This window comes from Chromobacterium sp. CCUG 76385 (assembly GCF_059916625.1).
The window spans coordinates 162,551-181,914 of record NZ_JAUCGU010000002.1; the positions used below are offsets into that span (position 1 = coordinate 162,551).

General features: G+C 62.5%; 17 protein-coding genes. 6 read left to right on the top strand and 11 right to left on the bottom strand.

The window, feature by feature from the left end; all coding sequences use genetic code 11:
* Positions 1-46: 46 nt before the first annotated feature.
* The 4 genes from QUG01_RS02625 to QUG01_RS02640 form a co-directional block, all read right to left on the bottom strand.
* Positions 47-1,726 carry a cation acetate symporter gene (locus QUG01_RS02625; RefSeq protein WP_500828753.1) on the bottom strand — a complete coding sequence of 560 codons (1,680 nt, stop codon included), beginning with the start codon at positions 1,724-1,726 and terminating at the stop codon, positions 47-49.
* Positions 1,726-2,034, bottom strand: coding sequence for a DUF485 domain-containing protein (locus QUG01_RS02630; RefSeq protein ID WP_103318538.1), 309 nt, complete (start codon positions 2,032-2,034; stop codon positions 1,726-1,728). Before QUG01_RS02630 ends, QUG01_RS02625 begins: the two co-directional genes overlap by 1 nt.
* 383 nt (positions 2,035-2,417) lie before the next feature.
* Positions 2,418-2,618, bottom strand: a complete 201-nt coding sequence (locus QUG01_RS02635; RefSeq protein ID WP_500828754.1) for a hypothetical protein — start codon at positions 2,616-2,618, stop codon at positions 2,418-2,420.
* A 77-nt stretch (positions 2,619-2,695) separates the two neighbouring features.
* The gene (locus tag QUG01_RS02640; RefSeq protein WP_500828755.1) at positions 2,696-3,142 is read right to left on the bottom strand and encodes a lysozyme; all 447 of its coding nucleotides are present in this window, start codon (positions 3,140-3,142) and stop codon (positions 2,696-2,698) included.
* A gap of 311 nt (positions 3,143-3,453) precedes the next feature.
* Between QUG01_RS02640 and QUG01_RS02645 the strand changes: the two genes are divergently transcribed.
* The 5 genes from QUG01_RS02645 (at position 3,454) to QUG01_RS02665 (ending at position 7,810) form a co-directional block, all read left to right on the top strand.
* Positions 3,454-3,996, top strand: a complete 543-nt coding sequence (locus QUG01_RS02645) for a cytochrome b (protein ID WP_500828756.1) — start codon at positions 3,454-3,456, stop codon at positions 3,994-3,996.
* 21 nt (positions 3,997-4,017) lie between these two features.
* Positions 4,018-4,587: a YceI family protein gene (locus QUG01_RS02650; RefSeq protein ID WP_500828757.1), complete on the top strand. Its 570-nt coding sequence runs from the start codon at positions 4,018-4,020 to the stop codon at positions 4,585-4,587.
* 31 nt (positions 4,588-4,618) lie between these two features.
* On the top strand, positions 4,619-5,197 hold the full coding sequence (locus QUG01_RS02655) for a YceI family protein (protein ID WP_500828758.1): 579 nt from the start codon (positions 4,619-4,621) through the stop codon (positions 5,195-5,197).
* 567 nt (positions 5,198-5,764) lie between these two features.
* Positions 5,765-6,760 carry a hypothetical protein gene (locus QUG01_RS02660; protein ID WP_500828759.1) on the top strand — a complete coding sequence of 332 codons (996 nt, stop codon included), beginning with the start codon at positions 5,765-5,767 and terminating at the stop codon, positions 6,758-6,760.
* A 15-nt stretch (positions 6,761-6,775) separates the two neighbouring features.
* A complete protein-coding gene (locus QUG01_RS02665) occupies positions 6,776-7,810 on the top strand; it encodes a fatty acid desaturase family protein (RefSeq protein ID WP_500828760.1) in 1,035 nt (344 codons plus the stop codon).
* On the opposite strand, the gene QUG01_RS02670 is transcribed toward QUG01_RS02665, so the two are convergent.
* The 4 genes from QUG01_RS02670 to QUG01_RS02685 are packed head-to-tail and all read right to left on the bottom strand — an operon-like array spanning position 7,799 to position 12,885.
* Complete coding sequence (locus QUG01_RS02670; protein ID WP_500828761.1) at positions 7,799-8,890, bottom strand: NAD(P)/FAD-dependent oxidoreductase; 1,092 nt, start codon at positions 8,888-8,890, stop codon at positions 7,799-7,801. The genes QUG01_RS02665 and QUG01_RS02670 overlap by 12 nt on opposite strands.
* Positions 8,880-10,694, bottom strand: a complete 1,815-nt coding sequence (locus QUG01_RS02675; RefSeq protein ID WP_500828762.1) for a LodA/GoxA family CTQ-dependent oxidase — start codon at positions 10,692-10,694, stop codon at positions 8,880-8,882. Before QUG01_RS02675 ends, QUG01_RS02670 begins: the two co-directional genes overlap by 11 nt.
* Positions 10,695-10,709: 15 nt before the next feature.
* Positions 10,710-11,990, bottom strand: a complete 1,281-nt coding sequence (locus QUG01_RS02680; RefSeq protein ID WP_500828763.1) for a ferritin-like domain-containing protein — start codon at positions 11,988-11,990, stop codon at positions 10,710-10,712.
* Positions 11,991-12,045: 55 nt separating this feature from the next.
* Positions 12,046-12,885 carry a heme-binding protein gene (locus QUG01_RS02685; RefSeq protein WP_500828764.1) on the bottom strand — a complete coding sequence of 280 codons (840 nt, stop codon included), beginning with the start codon at positions 12,883-12,885 and terminating at the stop codon, positions 12,046-12,048.
* A 565-nt stretch (positions 12,886-13,450) separates the two neighbouring features.
* On the opposite strand from QUG01_RS02685, the gene QUG01_RS02690 reads away from it, so the two are divergent.
* Positions 13,451-14,764 carry a hypothetical protein gene (locus tag QUG01_RS02690; protein ID WP_500828765.1) on the top strand — a complete coding sequence of 438 codons (1,314 nt, stop codon included), beginning with the start codon at positions 13,451-13,453 and terminating at the stop codon, positions 14,762-14,764.
* A 10-nt stretch (positions 14,765-14,774) separates the two neighbouring features.
* On the opposite strand, the gene QUG01_RS02695 is transcribed toward QUG01_RS02690, so the two are convergent.
* From QUG01_RS02695 to QUG01_RS02705, 3 genes are all read right to left on the bottom strand, one after another.
* The gene (locus QUG01_RS02695; protein WP_500828766.1) at positions 14,775-15,893 is read right to left on the bottom strand and encodes a MalY/PatB family protein; all 1,119 of its coding nucleotides are present in this window, start codon (positions 15,891-15,893) and stop codon (positions 14,775-14,777) included.
* 76 nt (positions 15,894-15,969) lie between these two features.
* On the bottom strand, positions 15,970-16,716 hold the full coding sequence (locus QUG01_RS02700; RefSeq protein WP_500828767.1) for a helix-turn-helix domain-containing protein: 747 nt from the start codon (positions 16,714-16,716) through the stop codon (positions 15,970-15,972).
* Positions 16,717-16,872: 156 nt separating this feature from the next.
* On the bottom strand, positions 16,873-19,113 hold the full coding sequence (locus QUG01_RS02705; RefSeq protein WP_500828768.1) for a M9 family metallopeptidase: 2,241 nt from the start codon (positions 19,111-19,113) through the stop codon (positions 16,873-16,875).
* Between the last annotated feature and the right edge of the window lie 251 nt (positions 19,114-19,364).

Consider the following 19,364-nt stretch of genomic DNA (forward strand, 5'->3'; position numbering starts at 1 on the left):
TCGCCGCGCGCCGTGAAGACGCGCGGCCTGTCTATGATATTGACATTTAGTGCTTGCTGGCGCCACTGGCGCCGATGCCTGTCATCGCCCGCACGTACTGGGCGTCGAACTTGGCCTTTTCATCCGCGGCTTGCTTGGACGTATCCAGCACCGAGATCAGCCAGGTGGCGACGAAAGCCAGGGTCATCGAGAAGATGGCCGGGTTCTTGTACGGGAAGACGGCATGTTCATGCTTCAGCACCTCCACCCATACCGTCGGTCCCAGCACGATCAGCACCACGGCGCTGAGCAGGCCGATCAGGCCGCCGATGACCGCGCCGCGCGTGGTCAGCCCCTTCCAGAACATCGACAGGAACAGCACCGGGAAGTTTGCCGAGGCGGCGATGGAAAAGGCCAGGCCCACCATGAAGGCGATATTCTGCTTCTCGAACACCAGGCCCAGCACGATGGCCACCACGCCCAGCACCACGGTGGTGATCTTGGAGACGCGGATCTCGTCGGCCTCGTTGGCCTTGCCGTGCTTGAACACGCTGGCGTACAGATCGTGCGACACCGCGCTGGCGCCGGACAGCGCCAGGCCGGACACCACCGCCAGGATGGTGGCGAAGGCCACGGCGGAGATGAAGCCGAGGAAAATGTTGCCGCCAACGGCGTCCGCCAGATGGATGGCTGCCATATTGCTGCCGCCTATCAGCTGATGCACGGCCTTGCCGTCCTTCATCACCGTTTCCATCATCCCAGGCTGATTCAGCACCAGCATGATGGCGCCGAAGCCGATGATGAAGGTGAGGATGTAGAAGTAGCCGATGAAGCCGGTGGCGAAGAACACCGACTTGCGCGCCTCCTTGGCGTCGGCGACGGTGAAGAAGCGCATCAGGATGTGCGGCAGGCCGGCGGTGCCGAACATCAGCGCCAGGCCCAGTGAGATGGAGTCTATCGGATCGGCCTTGCCCGGCGACATGATGGCGATGCCCTTGCTGTGCGCGGCGACGGCTTTCTCGAACATCAGTTCCGGGTTGAAGCCGACCGTGGCCAGCACCATCAACGCCATGAAGGTGGCGCCGGCCAGCAGCAGCACGGCCTTGATGATCTGCACCCAGGTGGTGGCCAGCATGCCGCCGAACAGCACGTAGCACACCATCAGCACGCCCACCATCAGCACGGCCGAGCCATAGCTCATGCCGAACAAGAGCTGGATCAGCTTGCCGGCGCCCACCATCTGCGCGATCAAATACATCGCTACCACCACCAGCGTGGACAGCGCGGCGAAGCTGCGCACCGGTCCTTGCTGCAGGCGGTAGGACGCCACATCGGCGAAGGTGTACTTGCCAAGGTTGCGCAGCCGCTCCGCCACCAGGAACAGGATGATGGGCCAGCCCACCAGGAAGCCCATGGAGTAGATCAGGCCGTCGTAGCCCTTGTCGAACACCAGGGCGGAAATGCCCAGGAAGGACGCCGCCGACATGTAGTCGCCGGCGATGGCCAGACCGTTCTGAAAACCGGTGATGCCGCCGCCTGCGGCGTAGAAGTCGCTGGCCGACTTGGTGCGGCGCGCCGCCCAGTAGGTGATGCCCAGCGTGAAGGCGACGAACAGGAAGAACATGATGATGGCGTGCCAGTTGGTGGCCTGCTGCTTGACATCGCCTTCTATCGCGCCCGCCGCCAAGGCCAGCGTGGGCAGCAGGGCCGCCGTACAGGCGGCCAGGGAGAGTTTGCGTGGCTGCATTATCGGGACTCCTCGACGATCTGTTGGGTCAGCGGGTCGAACTCGCGGTTGGCGCGGCGCACGTAGATGCCGGTCAGCACGAAGGCGGACAGGATGATGCAGATGCCCACCGGGATGCCCACCGTCATGGTGGCGCCTGCATACAGCGGCTTGCCCAGCAAGGACGGGTCGAAAGCCAATACCAGAATGTAGCCGTAATAAATGGCCAGCATGACGATGGCCAGGGTCCAGCCGAGGCTGGTTTTCTTGTGGACCAGTTCCAAGTACTTCGGATTGGACTGGATCTTCTTCAGAGTCTCCTCATTCATGACATCCTCCTTTGGGGGTGTGCTGCGCTTGAAGGGGCGCTGATCCAAACATACGAGAGGACGGCGGCGGTAATCTAATCGTATTTTTTGATGCGGTAAATTTGTCGCACCGATGATGGCTTGGGAAATATTATGAAAATCAATAGTATGTAGTGGAATTTTTGCTCGAATTTACGCTGTTTGCGCTGCTTGTCATAATGACGCCGGGTTGTTTGTTGCGGTTGGGGGAGAGGGGCAATCAGTTGGATATGGCGCGGGGGTTGGCTGAGGTAAGCAGCTGACTCGAGGCTGGGGCGGAGATGGCGGCAGGGCAGCGACAACTATATGACCGGGAGGCAGTGGCGCGTTCAGGCTGAGCCTGAACCGACCGGCCGCATGCCAAGTCAGCCGCGCGGGGGCGTCGTTTTGGGAACGAAGCGCATGCAGGCCTGGCCGGAGGCCTCCTGCACATCGAGGCAGGGCAGGCGTTTGCTGGAAAAGCCCATCGCCCGGCAGCCGTAGGGGAAGCTGGGATGGTAGGTGACGAAGTAGTACTGGCAGCGCCGGCACAGCAACGCGCCGCGCGCAGGGCGGGAATCTGGCATGACGGCTAGGCAAAATGACGAACCCGCCCAGCTTAGCAGCGGACGGGGGGACTGTGGCGATTATTCGCTGGCTAGGGTCAGGCCGTTGCGGTGACAGGCGTCAGGAACAGCGCCTGCTCGGCAAGACGGCGTTTTTGCAAGCCGGGCAACACCTGGCCACCGGCCTTGTCCCACAGCGGGAACTGTCCAGCCGCGCCCTGGTAGTCGCCCTGGTTCAGCAAGCGCAGCAGGGTGGAGCTTTGCAGATTGCCCAGGCCCAGGTTGTAACTGAAGCTGATCAGCGCATCGAACTGGTTCTGGTTGATGGCCGCCTTGACCAGATTGGACACGCCCTGTTCAAAGCGTTGCAAGTCCTGGCTCAGCAACTGCGTAGCCTGGCTGTCGCTGATGCTCAGGCCCGCCCGGACATCGGGCCCGGTGTGGCCATAGCCTATGGTCCAGATGCCGACCGAGTCCTGATAGGCGGTCAGCCGCAGCCCTTCGAATTGCTGGATCAGCTGGATGCCGTTGCTGCTGGTTTGCATGAAGTAGTCTCCTTTATCTGCAGATAGGGTAGGGGGCGAGCGCCATGACAGTTGGCGCAGGTGTCGCTGCGGCCGCGTCGAGCGGGAAATGGCGGCTTGGAAATCTGTTTGGTATTTTTAATTTTATTGGCAATGCGTGGATGTCAAGATATGAACTGGACTGCCGCTATTTTGGCAGTGAGAGAATCTATTGTTTATTAATGAGAAACAATAAATTTGTTTAGCCGGGCTATTTCGTGAAATGAAAACCGCTTACATTGAGCATCGTCCGTCGGCTGCCATGCAGCTTTGACTTTCCAGCAGAGGCTTCCATGTCCCAAACGCGCTACACCTCCACCGCCATCTTCCTGCACTGGCTGATGGCCATCATGCTGCTCTGCCTGTTCGGCGTCGGCTTCTACATGCATGGCCTGCCGCTGTCGCCGTTCAAGCTGAAGATTTATTCCTGGCACAAATGGGCTGGCGTCACGGTGTTTTTGCTGGTTTGGCTGCGCCTGATCTGGCGCTTTGGACACCGGCCGCCCGCGCTGCCGACCAGCATGGGCACGGCGATGCGGGCGTTGGCGCATGTCGGTCACCTGGTGCTGTATCTGCTGATGATCGCCATCCCGCTGTCCGGCTGGCTGATGAGCTCGGCCAAGGGCGTGCAGACGGTCTATTTCGGCGTGCTGCCGCTGCCGGATCTGATTGCGCCAAACCAAGAGCTGGGACATCGCCTCGGCGCGGTCCACACCGCGTTGAATTACCTGCTGGCGGCGACGGTGCTGGGCCATGCGGCCGCCGCCCTGAAACATCATCTGCTAGACAAGGACGATGTGCTGAGCCGCATGCTGCCGTGGCGCGCGCGTTCCTGACCCTTACCCGGAGAACCGAACATGAAAATCCAATCCCTTGCGCTGTCCTTGCTCATGGGCAGCGTCTTGGCTGCGCCTTTGGCCGCCAGCGCGGCGGCTTACACCGCCATCCAGCAGGACAAGAGCCATATCGCCTTCGGCTATAAGCAGATGGGCGTGGGCATGCAAGGCCAGTTCAAGAAATTCTCCGCCGTGCTGAATTTTGATCCGGCCAAGCCGGCCGCATCCAAGGCTGAGCTGACGGTGGACATCGCCAGCATCGACACCGGATCGGCCGAGGCCAATGACCAAGTGTCTGACAAGGACTGGTTCAATACCAAGCAGTATCCGACCGCCCGCTTCGTGTCCGGCGCCATCAAGCCGCTGGGCGGCAACCGCTTCCAGGTGGACGGCAAGCTGACCATCAAGGGCCGTACCCAGGCTGTCAGCACCGTGGCCACCATGACGCCGCAGGGCGCGATGGCGGCTTTTGATGGCGCGCTGAACATCAAGCGGGCCGACTTCGCCATCGGCGAGGGCGACTGGAAGGACTTCGGCACCGTCGCCAATGAAATCCAGATCAAGTTCCACCTGCTGGCGCGCGCCAAATAAGCGCGGCCGCTTTCAACCAAGGAAAGAAGCCATGAATAAACTGACTCGCCTCACTCTGGCCGCCGTGGCCTTCGCCGGCTTCAGCAGCGCCGCGCTGGCCGCGCCGGAAACCTACGTCATCGACGGCACCCACACCTTCCCGCGTTTTTCCTACAGCCACTTCGGCTTTTCCACCCAGCTGAGCCGTTTCGACAAAACCAGCGGCAAGATCGTGTTGGACAAGGAAGCCAAGACCGGCTCCGTCGACGTCACCATCGACATGAAATCGGTGGACACCGGCTACCCGGTGTTCAACGGCCACATCCAGGGCGCGGACTTCTTCGATACCGCCCAGTATCCGACCGCCACCTTCAAGTCCACCAAGGTGTTGTTCGACGGCGACAAGCCGACTGCCGTGGAAGGCAATCTGACCATCAAAGGCGTGACCAAGCCGGTGACGCTGACGCTGAGCAGCTTCCTGCAGCAGCCGCACCCGATGCTGAAGAAGGACGCCATCGGCGCCAATGCCAGCACCGTGGTCAAGCGCAGCGAATTCAACGCCGGCAAGTACGCGCCTTACGTCGGCGACGAAGTGACCATCACCATCGCCGTGGAAGCCATCCACGAATAAATCGTCTTGCCGGTTTGGGACGGGAACGGCCGCGCTTTGCCAAGCGCGGCCGTTTTGTTTGGCTCATTCAGTTTGATCTCCACCAGACCAGCCTCTGGCGTTGCTTGCAACGGACCCCGCCGTCCGCGGGGCCGAGTCCATGCTTGGCAGTGTGGAACGGGTGATTCTCTGGATAATCTTGTCATTTTTGAATTGACTATCTCGTAATTTCGAGCAATTGGCGGGATCAAAACTAGCTTGGGTATTCACCGTATCTTTGTGTCGTGATTGGTCGCGGAAACCTGATATTTGGAACAGGGTATGGCTATCTGAGGTTTGTCTGCTGTCTGCAAAGACTTTTTACTGACATGATTGCCTGATAAATTCCCATTTGTCATTTAAATTGACGGGCTGTTTGTACATGGATGCAGGCCTTTCCCATGCTGGCTCTTGGGAAGTGCTTTTGCAGTCAATTGTTATTCATTTGGCATGATTATGCATGAGATTGCTGCTTTACAAAATCACAATCCTGTCGGGAGCCTAGAACAGGATGCGACGACACGCGGACTGGCGCCGAGGCAAGCTTCCTTGAGCGATGCGGGAGGCTTGGCGCGCTTGTTCCAGCTGACTTATGGCGATACCAGCCATCCTTGTCAGCAGGAACAGTTCATTCGCGATGGCATTGCATCCGGCTGGATGCACTGGCAGCTCGTTGAGTGGGGAGATGGCATTGGCGCCTGCGTTTGTTTGGCGATCTATCCATGGAACCATTCCCGGGAGGTATGTTTTGGCGCGGTGCTACCGTCGCTGCGACAGATGGGGATCGTTTCCTCGCTTTGTCGCCTATGCCTGGAGAGCGTGTCGCCCAAGGTCGGCGAATTGGGGTTCTGCACGCTGCGTCAGCCGGTTTCTCTGCGCGCGGTGCGGAAATTCCTGACGACTGTTTTGCTTGGCCACGATGGCGGTCCCAACACCGTGGCCGGCGTGCGCGAATACCACCTGTTGGCGATGCACCCCCCATACTACGAACCGTTTCCTCACGTCGCGCCCAATGTGCAGGCCATTCTGGCTTCGGCCTTTGTTCGAGAGCGGCTGTACGCCCCGCTGGGGTTGCGGATGCTGCCCGGCGTTTATCCGGCAACCAGTTTTACAGGACATGAGTGCGCTGAATGCGACGGAGCGTTTCATTTTTCCCGAGACGATGCCATCCAGGCGCTGTTCATCGGCACGTATCGGGGCGAGCAGCCCGTTGAGGCCGCGTTGCGTGCTTTTCTCATCGAACAGGGCGATGTGCGTTATGTCAGCGCAAGAGTGCTGGCGGACAAGACTACGTTGATCGCCAGCATGCTGCGCATGGGTTTCGAGATCGCCGCCTATCTGCCTGCCTGGCATTGGGAAAATGGCATGCGCTTCGATTGCCTGCTGCTGGTGTGGCGCGACTTTGATGCCCAGCCGCTGGTCCACGGCTTTGCCGAGGAAGTGGCCGAGCTCGATCAAGCCTGGATCACGCTGGCTGCTGCTTTATTGCAGGATGTTCCGGCACTCCGCGAGCCGAAGCCGCTGCGCGCTGGCGCTACTATCTGACGAAAGGAAGGGCCGATGCAGAAACAACAATGGTTGGCGGTGCGCCAGCGTTTTCCCAATGGCCCCAAAGGGCCGTGGACCATTCTGCTGTGGCTGACCGACATCGCCGTCATCGGAGGTGCCTGGGAAGCATGGAACGCTGAGTCGCTGGCGCCCAGACTGATCGCGCTTCCGCTTGCGGCGCTGGCGCTGATGCAGCTGTACCTGATCATGCATGAGGCTTGTCACGGCGTGGTGTCGCAGAACCGTTTCGTCAATGGATGTGTGGGCCACGTATGTTCCTGGTTCATCGGCTTGCCGTATCTGGTGCGCCGGCAGAACCACCTGGCTCATCATGCCTGGACCGCGCATTCGGTCAACGACCCGGAAAATCGGGGAATGATTGAACGGTTTGCGGTGATGACCGAACGGGAAGCGCGACGGCTGGAACGGATGTGGAAATGGTGGATCCCCATGATTGCGCTGAACCACTTCATCGCTCATTGGCTGGCGCCGTTCCGCGCGCGGCCTGCGCCGGGTAATCGGGTCTGGCAGCAACGTCTCTTCAACTGCCTGTACGCGGCCGCTTATGCGGTGCTGATCGTCGTGGCCAGCCAACATCAGATGCTGGGGAAGTTAGCCGGATTCTATCTGCCGATCTGGTTGTTCCTGCTACTGATGGTGGAGTTGCTGAATCTGCCGCACCATGCCGAAGCGCCGATTCTAGCCGCGGATCATCCTGGGTTAAAATTATGGGAGCAGGATGCCTACACGCATGATTGCGCGCATGTGCCTTTGTGGTCGCGTTTTGTCATTCTGAACTTCAATCTGCACATTACTCACCATGCCTTTCCCTGGCTACCCTGGCATCAGTTGGCACAGGCCAACGCCATGGTGGTGGCGATGAATGAGGACTCCCCGCCGGAGCGGGTCAGCGAGTTGGCTTTTTCCTTGCGCAACCGCCGCCGGCCATTGCTTAGCCTGATGGGGCATTTCTTCGACAAACGGAATGCGCCGCAGGCGACCACCACCACGCGCATGGGCCAAGCCGCCGGAGGTTCAGGCGGATGAGGGGTGCCTGGCTAGTTGGCGGCGCTGCCAGAACGGCCACTCCGCCCAGCGCGTTTCCAGGGCATAGTGTTGGCGCCGCTCCGCAAGATAGCGGCGAAAGCTGTCGTTGGCGCGTTGCGTGTAGTGGCGCGCTGCGGCCAGGTCGCCATCCAGCATGCCGGCTATGGCCGGCGCCGCGGCCAAGGCGTCGCTGAGCGCGCCGCTGATTCCGGACGAGGTCAAGGGGTCCAGTCCCATCAGCGCATCGCCGACGCAGATCCAGTTCGGTCCGGCGGCACGGGCGACGCAGCCGCTGTGCGCGGCGAAGGCGTGCAGCGGCGCGGCCCGCAGTGGCGGCGGCAGCCGTTCCGACAGCAAGCGGGTGGCGCGCCAGGCGGCCATAAAATTGTCGGCGTGGTCCAGGCGTTGCTCGCGCGCCAGATCCTGATCCGTCATCAAGGCAACGAGCGCGCGTCCGTCCGGCAGCGCGGTGGCGTACCACCAACCGTGGGGGCTGGACTCCACCAGCGAATATCCGCTCAAGCCGCCGGCGGTTTCGACATGGCAGGCCAGCGCCTGCAGCCGGTCCAGCCGATGGCGGGCTACGCCCAGTCTGGCGGCCAGCGGCGAGCGCCGTCCGCCGGCATCGACCAGCGCGCGCGCGCGAACCTCCCCCATGCCGCGCACCTGCACCTTCCATCCATCTTCATCCGGCGCAATGCCGTCCACGCCCGATTGGCCTAGAAAGGCGACGCCGCGCGCCATCGCTTCCTGCTGCAGCATGCGGTCGAAGGCGCTGCGGTCAAGGTGCCAGCCGTGGCCGCGCCCGCGAAACAGGAAGTGGTCCAGTTGCGGCTGGTCGCTGCCCCACAGCGCCAGGTTGCCGTGGTAGGGGCTGTGGCCCGCGAGGTCGATCCGCATGTCCAGCCGCTGCAGCAGGCCCGCCACGTCAGGCGTGGCGGACTCGCCGATGCGGAACGGCTGCGCCAGCGGCCGGTCGGCCAGCAGCGTCTCGACCCCAAGGCGCTGCAAGGCCAGGGCGACGGCGCAGCCGGCCGGACCGGCGCCGGCGATCAGCACGTCATAGCGTTTAGCGGACATTGGGCGGCGGCAGGTCTTCCGGGTTGAACGGCCGCGGCAGCGCGCGCTCCACTTCGACAAAGCGCCGTTCGCCGTCCACCTGCTTTTCCATGATGAAGCCCAGGCCGGACCAGTATTTCACCATCTCGATGTCTTCGGCGAAGCTGATGTAGTCGCTGGCCATCTGGTCGTAGTCGGTGCCTATCCATGGCACTTGCTTGCCGGTTTCCTGATCCGGCGCCGGCGGCGGCGAAGCCTGCATGGTCCTGGGCTGAGGTCGCGGCTCCAGGTAGACGTATTCCGGCCGCTGCGCCGGCCACCACCAGAGCGTGCGGCCATCAATCGGCTGCGACGAGCATTCGTTGAAGTCCGCTTGCCACGGGATGGCCATATAGCGCGTGAGGTCGCCCGGCTCCATGCCGCGCTGGAGGTCGAAATCCAGGCTTAACGGGCCTTGCGGCACAAAGTGGTTTCGGATGCGGAACGGCTCGCGGTAGATGGCCGGATTGCGCGAGATCCAGGTCATCTCGATGCCGGGAGAGAAGGGACCGCCCACGCAGTTTTCCAGCACGGCGCGGGTCAGGCTGTCGGCCGTGGCGTCCTCCTCCACAACCCGGTTGACGAAACAGCCGGCCACCCACTGCTGCAACATGAAGTATTGGGTGTCGGTCAGCCGCATGTATTTGCTGGTGGCGGTGCTGGGCACCAGGCAGTTGTCGCCGGCCAGATAGGGCATCATCGTCGCGCCGTTGGCGCTGAGGATGTCGTTTTCCTGGCTGGGCGGGCGGATGAAGTCCAGGATGTACTGGCGGAAGCCGCGGAAAGCCTCGTCGCCCAGGCCGTCGGCGCCGGTGGCGCCGAGCATGCCGAAGTCGAACTGGTGAGGTTTGGGCGGTATCGCCGATACCCAGGGCATATAGGTGGCGCGCTCCAGCAGCGGACGGATTTCGGTGTGGAAATTGGGCAGGAAGCCGCTTTTGCCGGACTTCCAGAAACCGTTCTGGTAGATCTCCGGATAGTGGCCGCTGCGCACCATGGCGTCGAAGATGGTGTCGTACAAGGTCACCAGATTCGGGACTTCCGGCGCGTACTTCGGCGGGGCCACCAGCACATGAGCGGGCAGGGCTTCGATCACCGTGCCGTCGTTGAACTCGATGACGGCGCTGACCGGGCCGTCCGAGGTGTCGTCCCACCAGCCGTCGTTATTGGCATAGTCGGTGATGGTGGCGTCGGGGTCGGCGGAGCCGGAGATGCCGTAGCCGCCCAGCACCAGCAGCCGGCCATCCTGGTCGGTGCGCAGTTCGCCCAGCGTGTCGATCGAATCCTTCATCGGGTACAGCGGGCTGGGCGGGAAATGGGCGCCTTGGTAGTCGGCCGGCACGGTGTGCCTGCTGAACTGTACGCCCTGTTGCCCGCGGCCGGCGATCTGGCGCGGACCGACGTCGATCAGCAGGGTGTGGCGGTCGGCCACCTGAGGGTTGCGCAAGGGGTGGTTCGAGGCGTAGCCGTCCTCGCCCTCGGCCGGCACGAAGGTGTACCAGCTGGGTTTCTTGTTGGCCAGGTGGGCAGTCCAGCGGATGGTTTTGATTCCGGCGCTGGACAGCGTCAACGGTTCGCTGACGCCGTTCTCCACCTTATATACCTGAAAGCGCGCCGCCTGCCGGCACAGCCGGCCCTGCTCGTCGCGGAAGTCCTGCTGCGTGAACGGCTTGCCGTCCGGCATGATGGGCAGGCCGCAGTAGCGGTCCGGTTCGATGTAGAACTTTTCCGGCGCGTTGCCGACGCGGGCGATGCCGATGGCGGGGTAGATCCGATACTCGATCATGGTGCCTCCAGGAGCTTAGGCGTGTTGGGCGTGAACGGCGGCGATCAGCTGGTTGACATTGGCGCGCACGCCGGCCAGCGTTTGCTCCAGCGTTTGGCGCTCGTCCGGGTCCGATACCTGCTGTCCCACCGTCTTGACGGCCTGTTGCAGGCGATTGGCGAAGTCCTGCAGATTGCTGCCAGGCTGGTACAGGTAGGTGGGGGCGCCATTGGGGCCGACACTGCTGTTGGTATCCTTGTGCAGCGGCGTATTCATCAGCCGGCGCGCCAGATTAGGCATGGCCTGGTGCATCAGCGGCAGCGCCAGCGTGAAGAAGGTGTCGTTGGCGTGGCCGGCGCGCGCGGCGAAGCTGTGCTCCATCGCATCCAGCATCAGGCTGTAGGCGATGTCGAACAGTTCGGCCAGCTCGATCGCCACCGGATTGGTGAAGTCGCTGCGCTTGGGGTTGGACACGATGGGGTAGCTGTCCGGAAAGCTGTCCTTGTCCAGCGACACGGTGCGGAATTTCTTGAAGTGCGACATCTCGTACGGGGTGCCGATGATGGGGCCGTAGGTGCCGTCGGTGCGCTCGCCATAGGTGTTGTAGGTGGCCCACGGCTCGATCGGAATCATGGATTGCGATTCGGGCACGCTGCCTTCGCCCTGCTGCACGATCTGCCGCACCCCGAGCTTGGCGCTGGCCAGATCCGTCACTTGTATCGGCGTGCCGCCGAACTTGCCCAGATAGATATCGGTGCGCTGGCAGGCATCCGGGTTTTGCTGGAACAGCGGTTGGGCGCCCTGGTACGCCTCCAGTCCGTCTTCCAGCGCGTCATACAGCTGGGCGATGTAGCTGTAGTTGTTGCCGCGGGCCGGGGCGTGCGGCGGCGCCGGCGTCTCGATGGCGGTGAAGGTGTCGTTGAATACCTGCGGCGAGGCGCGGCACAAGCCGATGAAAGGCGTGGTATTGGGATTGGCGTGCGGCAGATAACAGGGATAGGTTGGCGCGTAGACGCCGGTCATTTTAGGCCTGCCGCCGATGGCCACCATCAGGTTGGCGGCCTGATTGATGTGGAACATTTCCTCCATCATCACGCTGCGCAGCAACTGGTAAGCCTTGCAGTTCGGGTCGCTGATGGAGTAAAGGGCGGTCAGATACGGCGGGATGGTGGTCATTTCCACCATGATCGCCAGTTGGGCCATGTCCTGCAGCGGTTTGCGGCTGTCGCCGCAGGCTTTGTCCTCGGCGCTGAGCTGGCCGCTGACGCGGTCGAACAGCATGCCGAACGGTTTTTTGGAGTCGGCCTGGATAGTCATGTTGCCTCCGCGAGTGGTGATGGGCGCGCGACAAGCGGCGCGCGCCTTCCTGCGTTCAGCGCTTGATCAGCGTGGCGACGGATATGTGCGGCCAGACGATGCCGTCGAATACCAGCAGCACGGTCTGCGTGTACTGAAGCTGCAGGAACTGGCTGCCGTCCGGGCGCTGCACGGTTTCGATCCAGAAGATCGAATTCATCTCCGTGGCGTTGGCGTTGACCACAATGAAGGGGATGTTGACGACGGCGCCGACGTTCTTGGAGCTCACCGGCAGATTGGTGGTATTGACGATCTTCAGTCCTTGCTCCGCCTGCTGGCTCAGCACGTTGACCAAGGCCTGGTTGGGGTTTTGCATGTCGAAGCCCGGGGGGAACTGGCCGTTCAAATACGGGTCGATGTAGCCCAGCGGCGGCTGCGGGGTGCCTGGCAGCAGAGTGGGCAGCGGGCTGACGGGGGCGATGACGGGGGCGCGGGCCTCGCTGGAGGACTGGCCTTGCGCCAGCAGGGCGTCGCCATGCGGAATGGTGGCCTGGCGCACGATGGTGGACGGCGCGTCCGGATCGCTGGTGGGCGGCACATTCAGCCACAGGCCCGGCTCTGTATGGATGCCCTCGTCGGTGGCGGCGTCGTTGACCTGCTGCAGATACGTGAGGCCGTACAGGAAGATGTCGTCCTGTTTCGAGCCGCGATTGGGAATCGGGCCGCCGATGGGTGTGAAAGTCAGGGTTTCCTTGGTGGTGTTGACGATCAGACGGAAGATTTGCTTGTTCTGGAAGTCCGGTACGGCGATCAAGTTATAGCCATGTCCCACCCAGGTGCCGGGTAGTTCGGCGAGCGGCCCCAGATTGTGTTGGGCTTGTTTGATTGGTGTGGCGGCGCGTTGCAGCAGATTCATGTATCCACTCTCCCACGTAAATGTGCGGACGGTAGTGCCCTTCAGGCGAACGATTCCCCTTGCGATTGATTCATGCCGTATAGGTGTTATTACTTATCCATGCTGGCACAATGGAATATTTGGCATGTGCTGGTTATAGATAGGGCAGAGGCGATGTCAAGACGCGCGCAACGCGGCGGCCAGCCGCCAAGTCCGGCAGTCAGCATTTCTACCTGTAGCCGGGCCTAGGGGCTGTTGGCGTTTGGTGAGCGGTCGCGCCGGGATGCGTTTTGCGCCGAATCGAGGCGTTTCGCGCGCCGCATAGTCATTCTCTGCCAGCGCGGAACAACGAAGAGTCGGCGCGAAAGGCGCCCGGCCCTGCGGGTTTGGCCGCTTTGGGCCGGAAGCCACGTTGCCCAGCCCTTGCATAGAATGACTATGCGGCGGACTGTGCGCCTTGCTTCCGGCCCAAATCGGCGCAAACGCGATCCACTCACCAAACGTCAACAGCCCCTAGGGGCCGCCGCCTATGCTGCAGGAATCTGGCGGCCGGGCGCGGTTTCCGTTCACAACGATGGAGAGAATGATGGCGAATCCTATCGACAGCCCGGCGCTTGACGATTCTTACGTGGTGGCGGAAGAAGATCCGCCGGTCGCTAACCATCGCAAGGTCGGGCGGCGCATCGGCGCGGCGATCATCCTGCTCAGCCTGACTTTGTCGCTGGCGATGGGCGTCGGTTTGAAATTGCCGTTGATCCTGGCATTGCTCGCCGGCGGGTTGACCCTGTTCGTGGTGATGCTGGCGGCCACGCCGTATCTGCGTTTCATCGACCACGGCTGGTGGACGCGCTACGAGGAATTCGGCAACCAGCTATGGGGAAATGCCTTGTCCCAGTATCTGTGGCACTTCTGGCACCGGCGGGCCGAGGCGACGGGCGCGCTGGCGCGAGGACAGGCAGGGACGGACGTTCAGCAGCAGGCGAGGGCGGCCGGGCTGTTCGACGCGATTTATCGCGAACAATATGGGCCGGATGCCTTCATGGTGCCGTTGACGCTATTGTTGTTCGTGGTGTTTTTCGAGGCCAATTACGTGGTGTTGTTTCCATTGAAGGAAATGCTGCCGGGCGGCCATCCCTTGACGGGTTACCTGGCGCAGTTCGGCCACTTTGAACTGCAGGCCGGTGCGATGAGCGGCGCGTACATGTTTGTGGTGGGCGATGCGGTGAACAGCGTGCGCAAGCGTTGTCTGAATGTGTCCGACGTCTATTGGTACGTGCTGCGCATGCTGCTGGCGGTGCCCATCGCGTATTCGATCACGCTGGCGCTGCCGGCCAGCGCGGCGGTGGGCGTGGCTTTTGCGCTCGGGGCTCTGCCGATAGACAGCATCATCAAGCTGCTGCGCCGGCTGGTGAACAGCAAGCTGAGTACCAACGAAACCGATCAACCGGATCCCTTGCTCTCGCTGGATGGCGTGACGCCTGCCATCGCGAGCCAATTGGAGGCGGAAGGGGTGTCATCGATTGACCAGCTGCTGGACATGGACCCGGTTTTGCTTGCCATTCATACCGGTTTGCCGTTTCGCTTCATTCTGCGTCTGATGTCGCAAGCCATTGTGCGCAGGCATCTGGGCGACGCCGCTTTTGAGCTGGCGCCGATGGGGCTGGCTGACGCGATTTCCATTGCCCGCCTGGTGCAGGAACTGCAAACCGCGCGGACGCAGGGGCAAACGGACTGCCCTGCGGACAAAGTGGTGGACGGCGCCTGCCAGTTGCTGCAGTCGGTTTCCAAAGCCGCTTGGCCGGACAGACAGGCGGTGGAATTCGTATTCGGCAATATCGCGGCTTATGCCTATACCGGACTGCTGATGTCCGCCGGTGGCGACAGCTCGGTCCCTGCCTGAGCAAGCGTTTTCACAGCAAGGGCATGATCCGTCGCAACGCTTCCTCCAGCAAGGCTGGCGGACAGCCAAAGTTCAGCCTGAGCCAACCGGGGCTGCCGAAATCCCGGCCATCGCTGAGGCCGACCCCCAGCCGCTCGAATTCCGGCAACGGGTTGTCCGGATGGATCGCGCGGGCATCGCACCAGGCTAGGTAGGTGGCTTCCGGTGGAATCAACGGCAGGCGGCTGTCGGCGAAAGCCTGCGCCAGCCGGTCGCGGTTGCGCCGCAGCGTGCCCAGCAGCGCCTGCCGCCATGATTCGCCATCCCGGTAGGCGGCTTCCGCCGCGACATAAGCGAGCGCGCCCACCGGCGGCACCAGATGCGACATCTCGCGGCGGAAGCGGCTGCGCAGCGTTCTATCCGGAATGACGGCGAAGGCGCAGCCCAGGCCGGCCAGGTTCCAGGTTTTGGACGGCGACATCAAGGTGATGGTGCGCGCGGCGAAGTCGGGATCGACAGCGGCGAGCGGACGATGGCGCCGCGGCGCCAGAATCAGATCGCAATGGATTTCGTCCGAACAGATGATCAGCTCGTGCCGCTTGGCCAGAGCGATCAGCGCCTTCAATTCGTCCTCGTCCCAGCAACGGCCGGTGGGGTTGTGCGGATGGCTCAGCAACAGCAGCTTCGCGCCCGGCGCCGCGCGCTCCATCGCGGGCCAGTCCCATTGCCAGCGGCCATCGCCGATGAGCAAGGGGATGGCGCGGAGCGCGCGTGAGGCTTCTTGCGGCACCCTGAGGAAGGGGGGATAGATAGGCGTCGTGGTCAATACGGCATCGGCGGGGGCGCCAACCGCGCGGCACGACACATTCAGCGCCGGCACCAGGCCGGGCAGCCAGACCAGCCATTCCGGCTGGATGGCCCAGCCATAATGCGCCATGAGATGCGCTTGCGCCGCCTCGACAAGCGAGGCCGGAACATGGGTATAGCCGAACACGCCGTGGTCTATCCGCTGATGCAGGGCGCGCAGGATGGCGGGCGCGGCGGCGAAGTCCATGTCGGCCACCCACATCGGCAGGATGTCGCGCCCGGCGTATTTGTCCCATTTTTCGCTGGCGGTGCCGCGGCGGTCTATGAGGTGATCGAAATCCATGGCGGTAACCGACTCTCCCGGAGAAACGGTTGAATGGATTCCATCATATCCCACAGGGCCTGATCCGGGCTGCGTTTCAGCCGCGAGTCAGGCCGATTCTGAGCTGGCGAGGACTGACGCCCAGCAACTGGCGGCATAGCCGGGTGAGGGCGCTCTGGTCGGAGAAGCCGCAAGCCGTGGCGATGTCCGCCAGAGGCCGACGGCTGTGTCGAATGGCGTGGCTGGCCGCATCCATGCGGGTTCGGCGGATGAAGTCGCCGGTACTGAGTTGAAACACGCGTTTCATGCGCCGATCCAGCTGACCGATGCTGAGGCCGGATAGTTCGCACAGCTCGTCCAGATGCAGCGGGCGGTGGTAGTGGGTCTGGATGTGGTCTACACAGGAGGCGAAGCGCTCATCGAGCAGTTTTTCCCGGGTCAGATCGGCCAGATCTTTCGAAATGCAGACCAGGCCGAGCAGTCGTCCATCCGGATGTTGCAGCGGCTGCTTGCTGGTCAGGCACCAGCCGTGGGCGCCGTCGGGGTAGACGGTCAGGTCAAGCCGGTTGCGCAGCGGCGCCCGCTCGGCGTAGAGCGAGCGGTCTTGCGCGTGGTAGCGGTCTGCCATGACGCTGGGAAACAGCTCGTGCGCGGTGCGGCCTTCCGCCTGGCAACGGTTGCGCAGCGCGCAGCGCAATACGCAGCCTTCACTGAGCGCAAGGTAGCGGCTGTTCAAGTCTTTGATCGCGAATACGACATCGGGCAGGTGGTCGAACAGCGATGCCATTGTGCGGGCGGCGGGCAGCTCGCTGATCAGAAATGGCTGTTGAAGGGACATGTGCATGTTGTGACGATCCTTGCGCAAGGCCGCCTGGCGGCGGCGTGGTGGCGATGCCATCCCGGTGCCAATTATTTACTTGGCATTTACATGGATAACATGGATCAACTTCATGCATTTTGCAAGAAAGCCGCGGCGAGGGCTGCGCCGCGGCTGATTGGATTATTCGTAACTGGCGTTGACGCTGACGCTGGCAAACGGCTGCTTCGCCTGAAGCGTCAGATAATACCAATGCCCGCTTTGCGGGGCGGGGATGGCGACGGACTCCTCATTGCCGATGCTGGCCGAGGCGTAGTCATAGCTGGCCGGTGTCGGGTAGCGGTCTTTGGCGACATAAAGATCCACGTCTCCCGTGCCGCCGCTGGTCCATAGCCGCAGATTGCGCGCGCCGGCCGGCAGCAGAATGGTGGCGTAGGCGGCGCCGGCGGCGGATGCGGTGATCGAGCAGTTCTTGCCCAGCCGGTTCGGATAGCCTTCATTGCATGGCGGCAGGCTGGAGGCCGGGGGCAGCGGCGGCTGGCCGGCCGTGGTGGCGGTTTGCGCCCAGGCGGTGAACTCACCGTCGTAGCGGTTGCCGATCTGCCGCATCAATCCCATATAGCCGCCCGCGTAGTCGCCTTTGCGCCACAGCGGCAGCATGGCGTCGATATCGGCGCGGTGCCGCTCGAACATGAAGCGGGTGGCCATATAGCCCCAGCGGTAGGCGCGGGTGACATAGTCCGGCATGTCGTAGGTGTTGCCGAAAATCTGGCTCAGCTTGTAGTTGCCGGTCTTGGCGACGTCGATGGCGGTCTGGTTGTCGTTGCGCAAGGAGAGATATTCGGCCAGCCCCTCTATCCACCATACGGTCGGCTGCTGCGTAGCGGCGGCGAAGTCGCCGTACATGTCGAAGCGGCCGTCCAGGTAGTGGATGTATTCATGCTCCAGATTCCACACTTTGAACACCGGGCGCAGCCACGAGGCCTCGTGGGCGATGAAGCGGGCCTGGTTGTTCGGATCGGCCGGATTGCCTTCCAGATACATGCCGCCGTTGTCGGTGGAGATGCCGTAAATCACGCCGGCGTACTTGGAGTAATTGTCGTAGTCGTCGAATACCACCACCTCCAGCGAGGTGCTGTTGTCGTTGGCCACCGGCTGGTTATGCGTCTGCAGCATCTGGTGGAAGTACGATTCCTCCTTCTGCAGCAGCGCGCACGACGATTGCATCTGGTCCGCGGTCATTTCCTGCGCCCGGATATGGATGGTGGGGCTGCAGGTGTAGCGGTTGACCAGGATGGCGTCGGCCAGCCTGGTTTCGAAGCCGCAGGTGCCGTACTCGGCGCAGTTGTTGTTGTCGTAGTACTTCACCGCTTCCGCCGCCGCCAGCCACATCTCGTTGTCGGCGCCGGTCATGCTGCTGCCGGCCAGAATGGTCTTGGCCTGCGGCTTGATCGATGGCAGCAGCGCCGGGTACTGCATGAAGCGCAGCCCCTCGCGGGTGGCGTCGCCCAGCTGGAAGGCGCTTTCGGTGCCGATCAGGCTGGTTTTGTCTGCCAGCACGAACTGAGTCAGCGCCGCCGCATAGCTGCCGTCACTCTGCAGCAGCGGCAAGGCATTGGCGCGGCCATGGGCGTAGAACAGCACGGTCAGCGCACCAGTGAAGCCGCGGCTGGCCGAACTTTCCCGCAGGGCGAGCGCGGCATTGGGATTGGCCGCGCTGTTGGTGTAGCGCTGGATGATGGCGCGTATCGAGGGCAGGTAATAGGCCTCATCCGCCATATTGGTGATCAGCGTCATCACTTCATTGGCGGTGGTGGGCGCCTGGGCGTTGGCGGCGAACAGCGCGGCGCCATCCGTCAGCTGACGGATGCCGGGACGCAGCAAGGATTGAAGGTTGGGGTCGAGCGCCGGCAGCGTGCCGGTGCTGGCCAGATAGTAGCCGGCGCGCAGGTACAAGGTGAGATTCACCAGCGCCATCGACGAGGCGTCATAGGCTGCCGCCTCCTGGATGAAGCGGCTGGCCGCCGCGTTGAGATTCGAGGACGTGAAGATCGTAGATGCCAGGTTCTTATCCAGCGCAAACAGGCCGTAAGCGCAGGTGTAGTCGGGCAGGGTGGCCAGGTAGTTGGCCAGATCGGCGCCGCTGTGGCTGGCCAGCGCGTTCATGTCCTGGCACTGCGGCGTGGCGGCGTGGCGGATCAGTTTCTTCAGCGGCCGGCCGATCACGGTGCGGTTGTCTTGCAGGCGATAGCGGGCTTGGAAGTCAGTTGGCGGACGATGCTGCCACAGCCGCGGCGCGGCCGGTTGTCGGACTTGTATTTTCGCTTGGTGCGGCATTTTGTACGGCTTGGGCGAGGCCTGGGCAGGCGTCGCCAGCGCGGCGGCCAAGGCGATGCACAGCGCGGCAAGTGAGATGCTTCGCATGTTTTGTCTCCGGAAAATCAGGGCGTTTCCCTGACCCGAAAATCATGCCTAGTGTCCTTGCGCATTTCTTGCCGAGTCTTTCCGCCGCCGCGCGCAGATTTGCCAAATGCGTTCCGGCCCGAGAGGCGATCAGCGGTAAGCGCTTCCCTTTGTCTGCTGAAGGCGCTCACTGCAGCCGCTTGCCGTTGGACCGGAGGCTGCAAATCTTGGCGTTTCTCGATTTGGTTGGACTTGGGCCTGAGCGAAAGCCA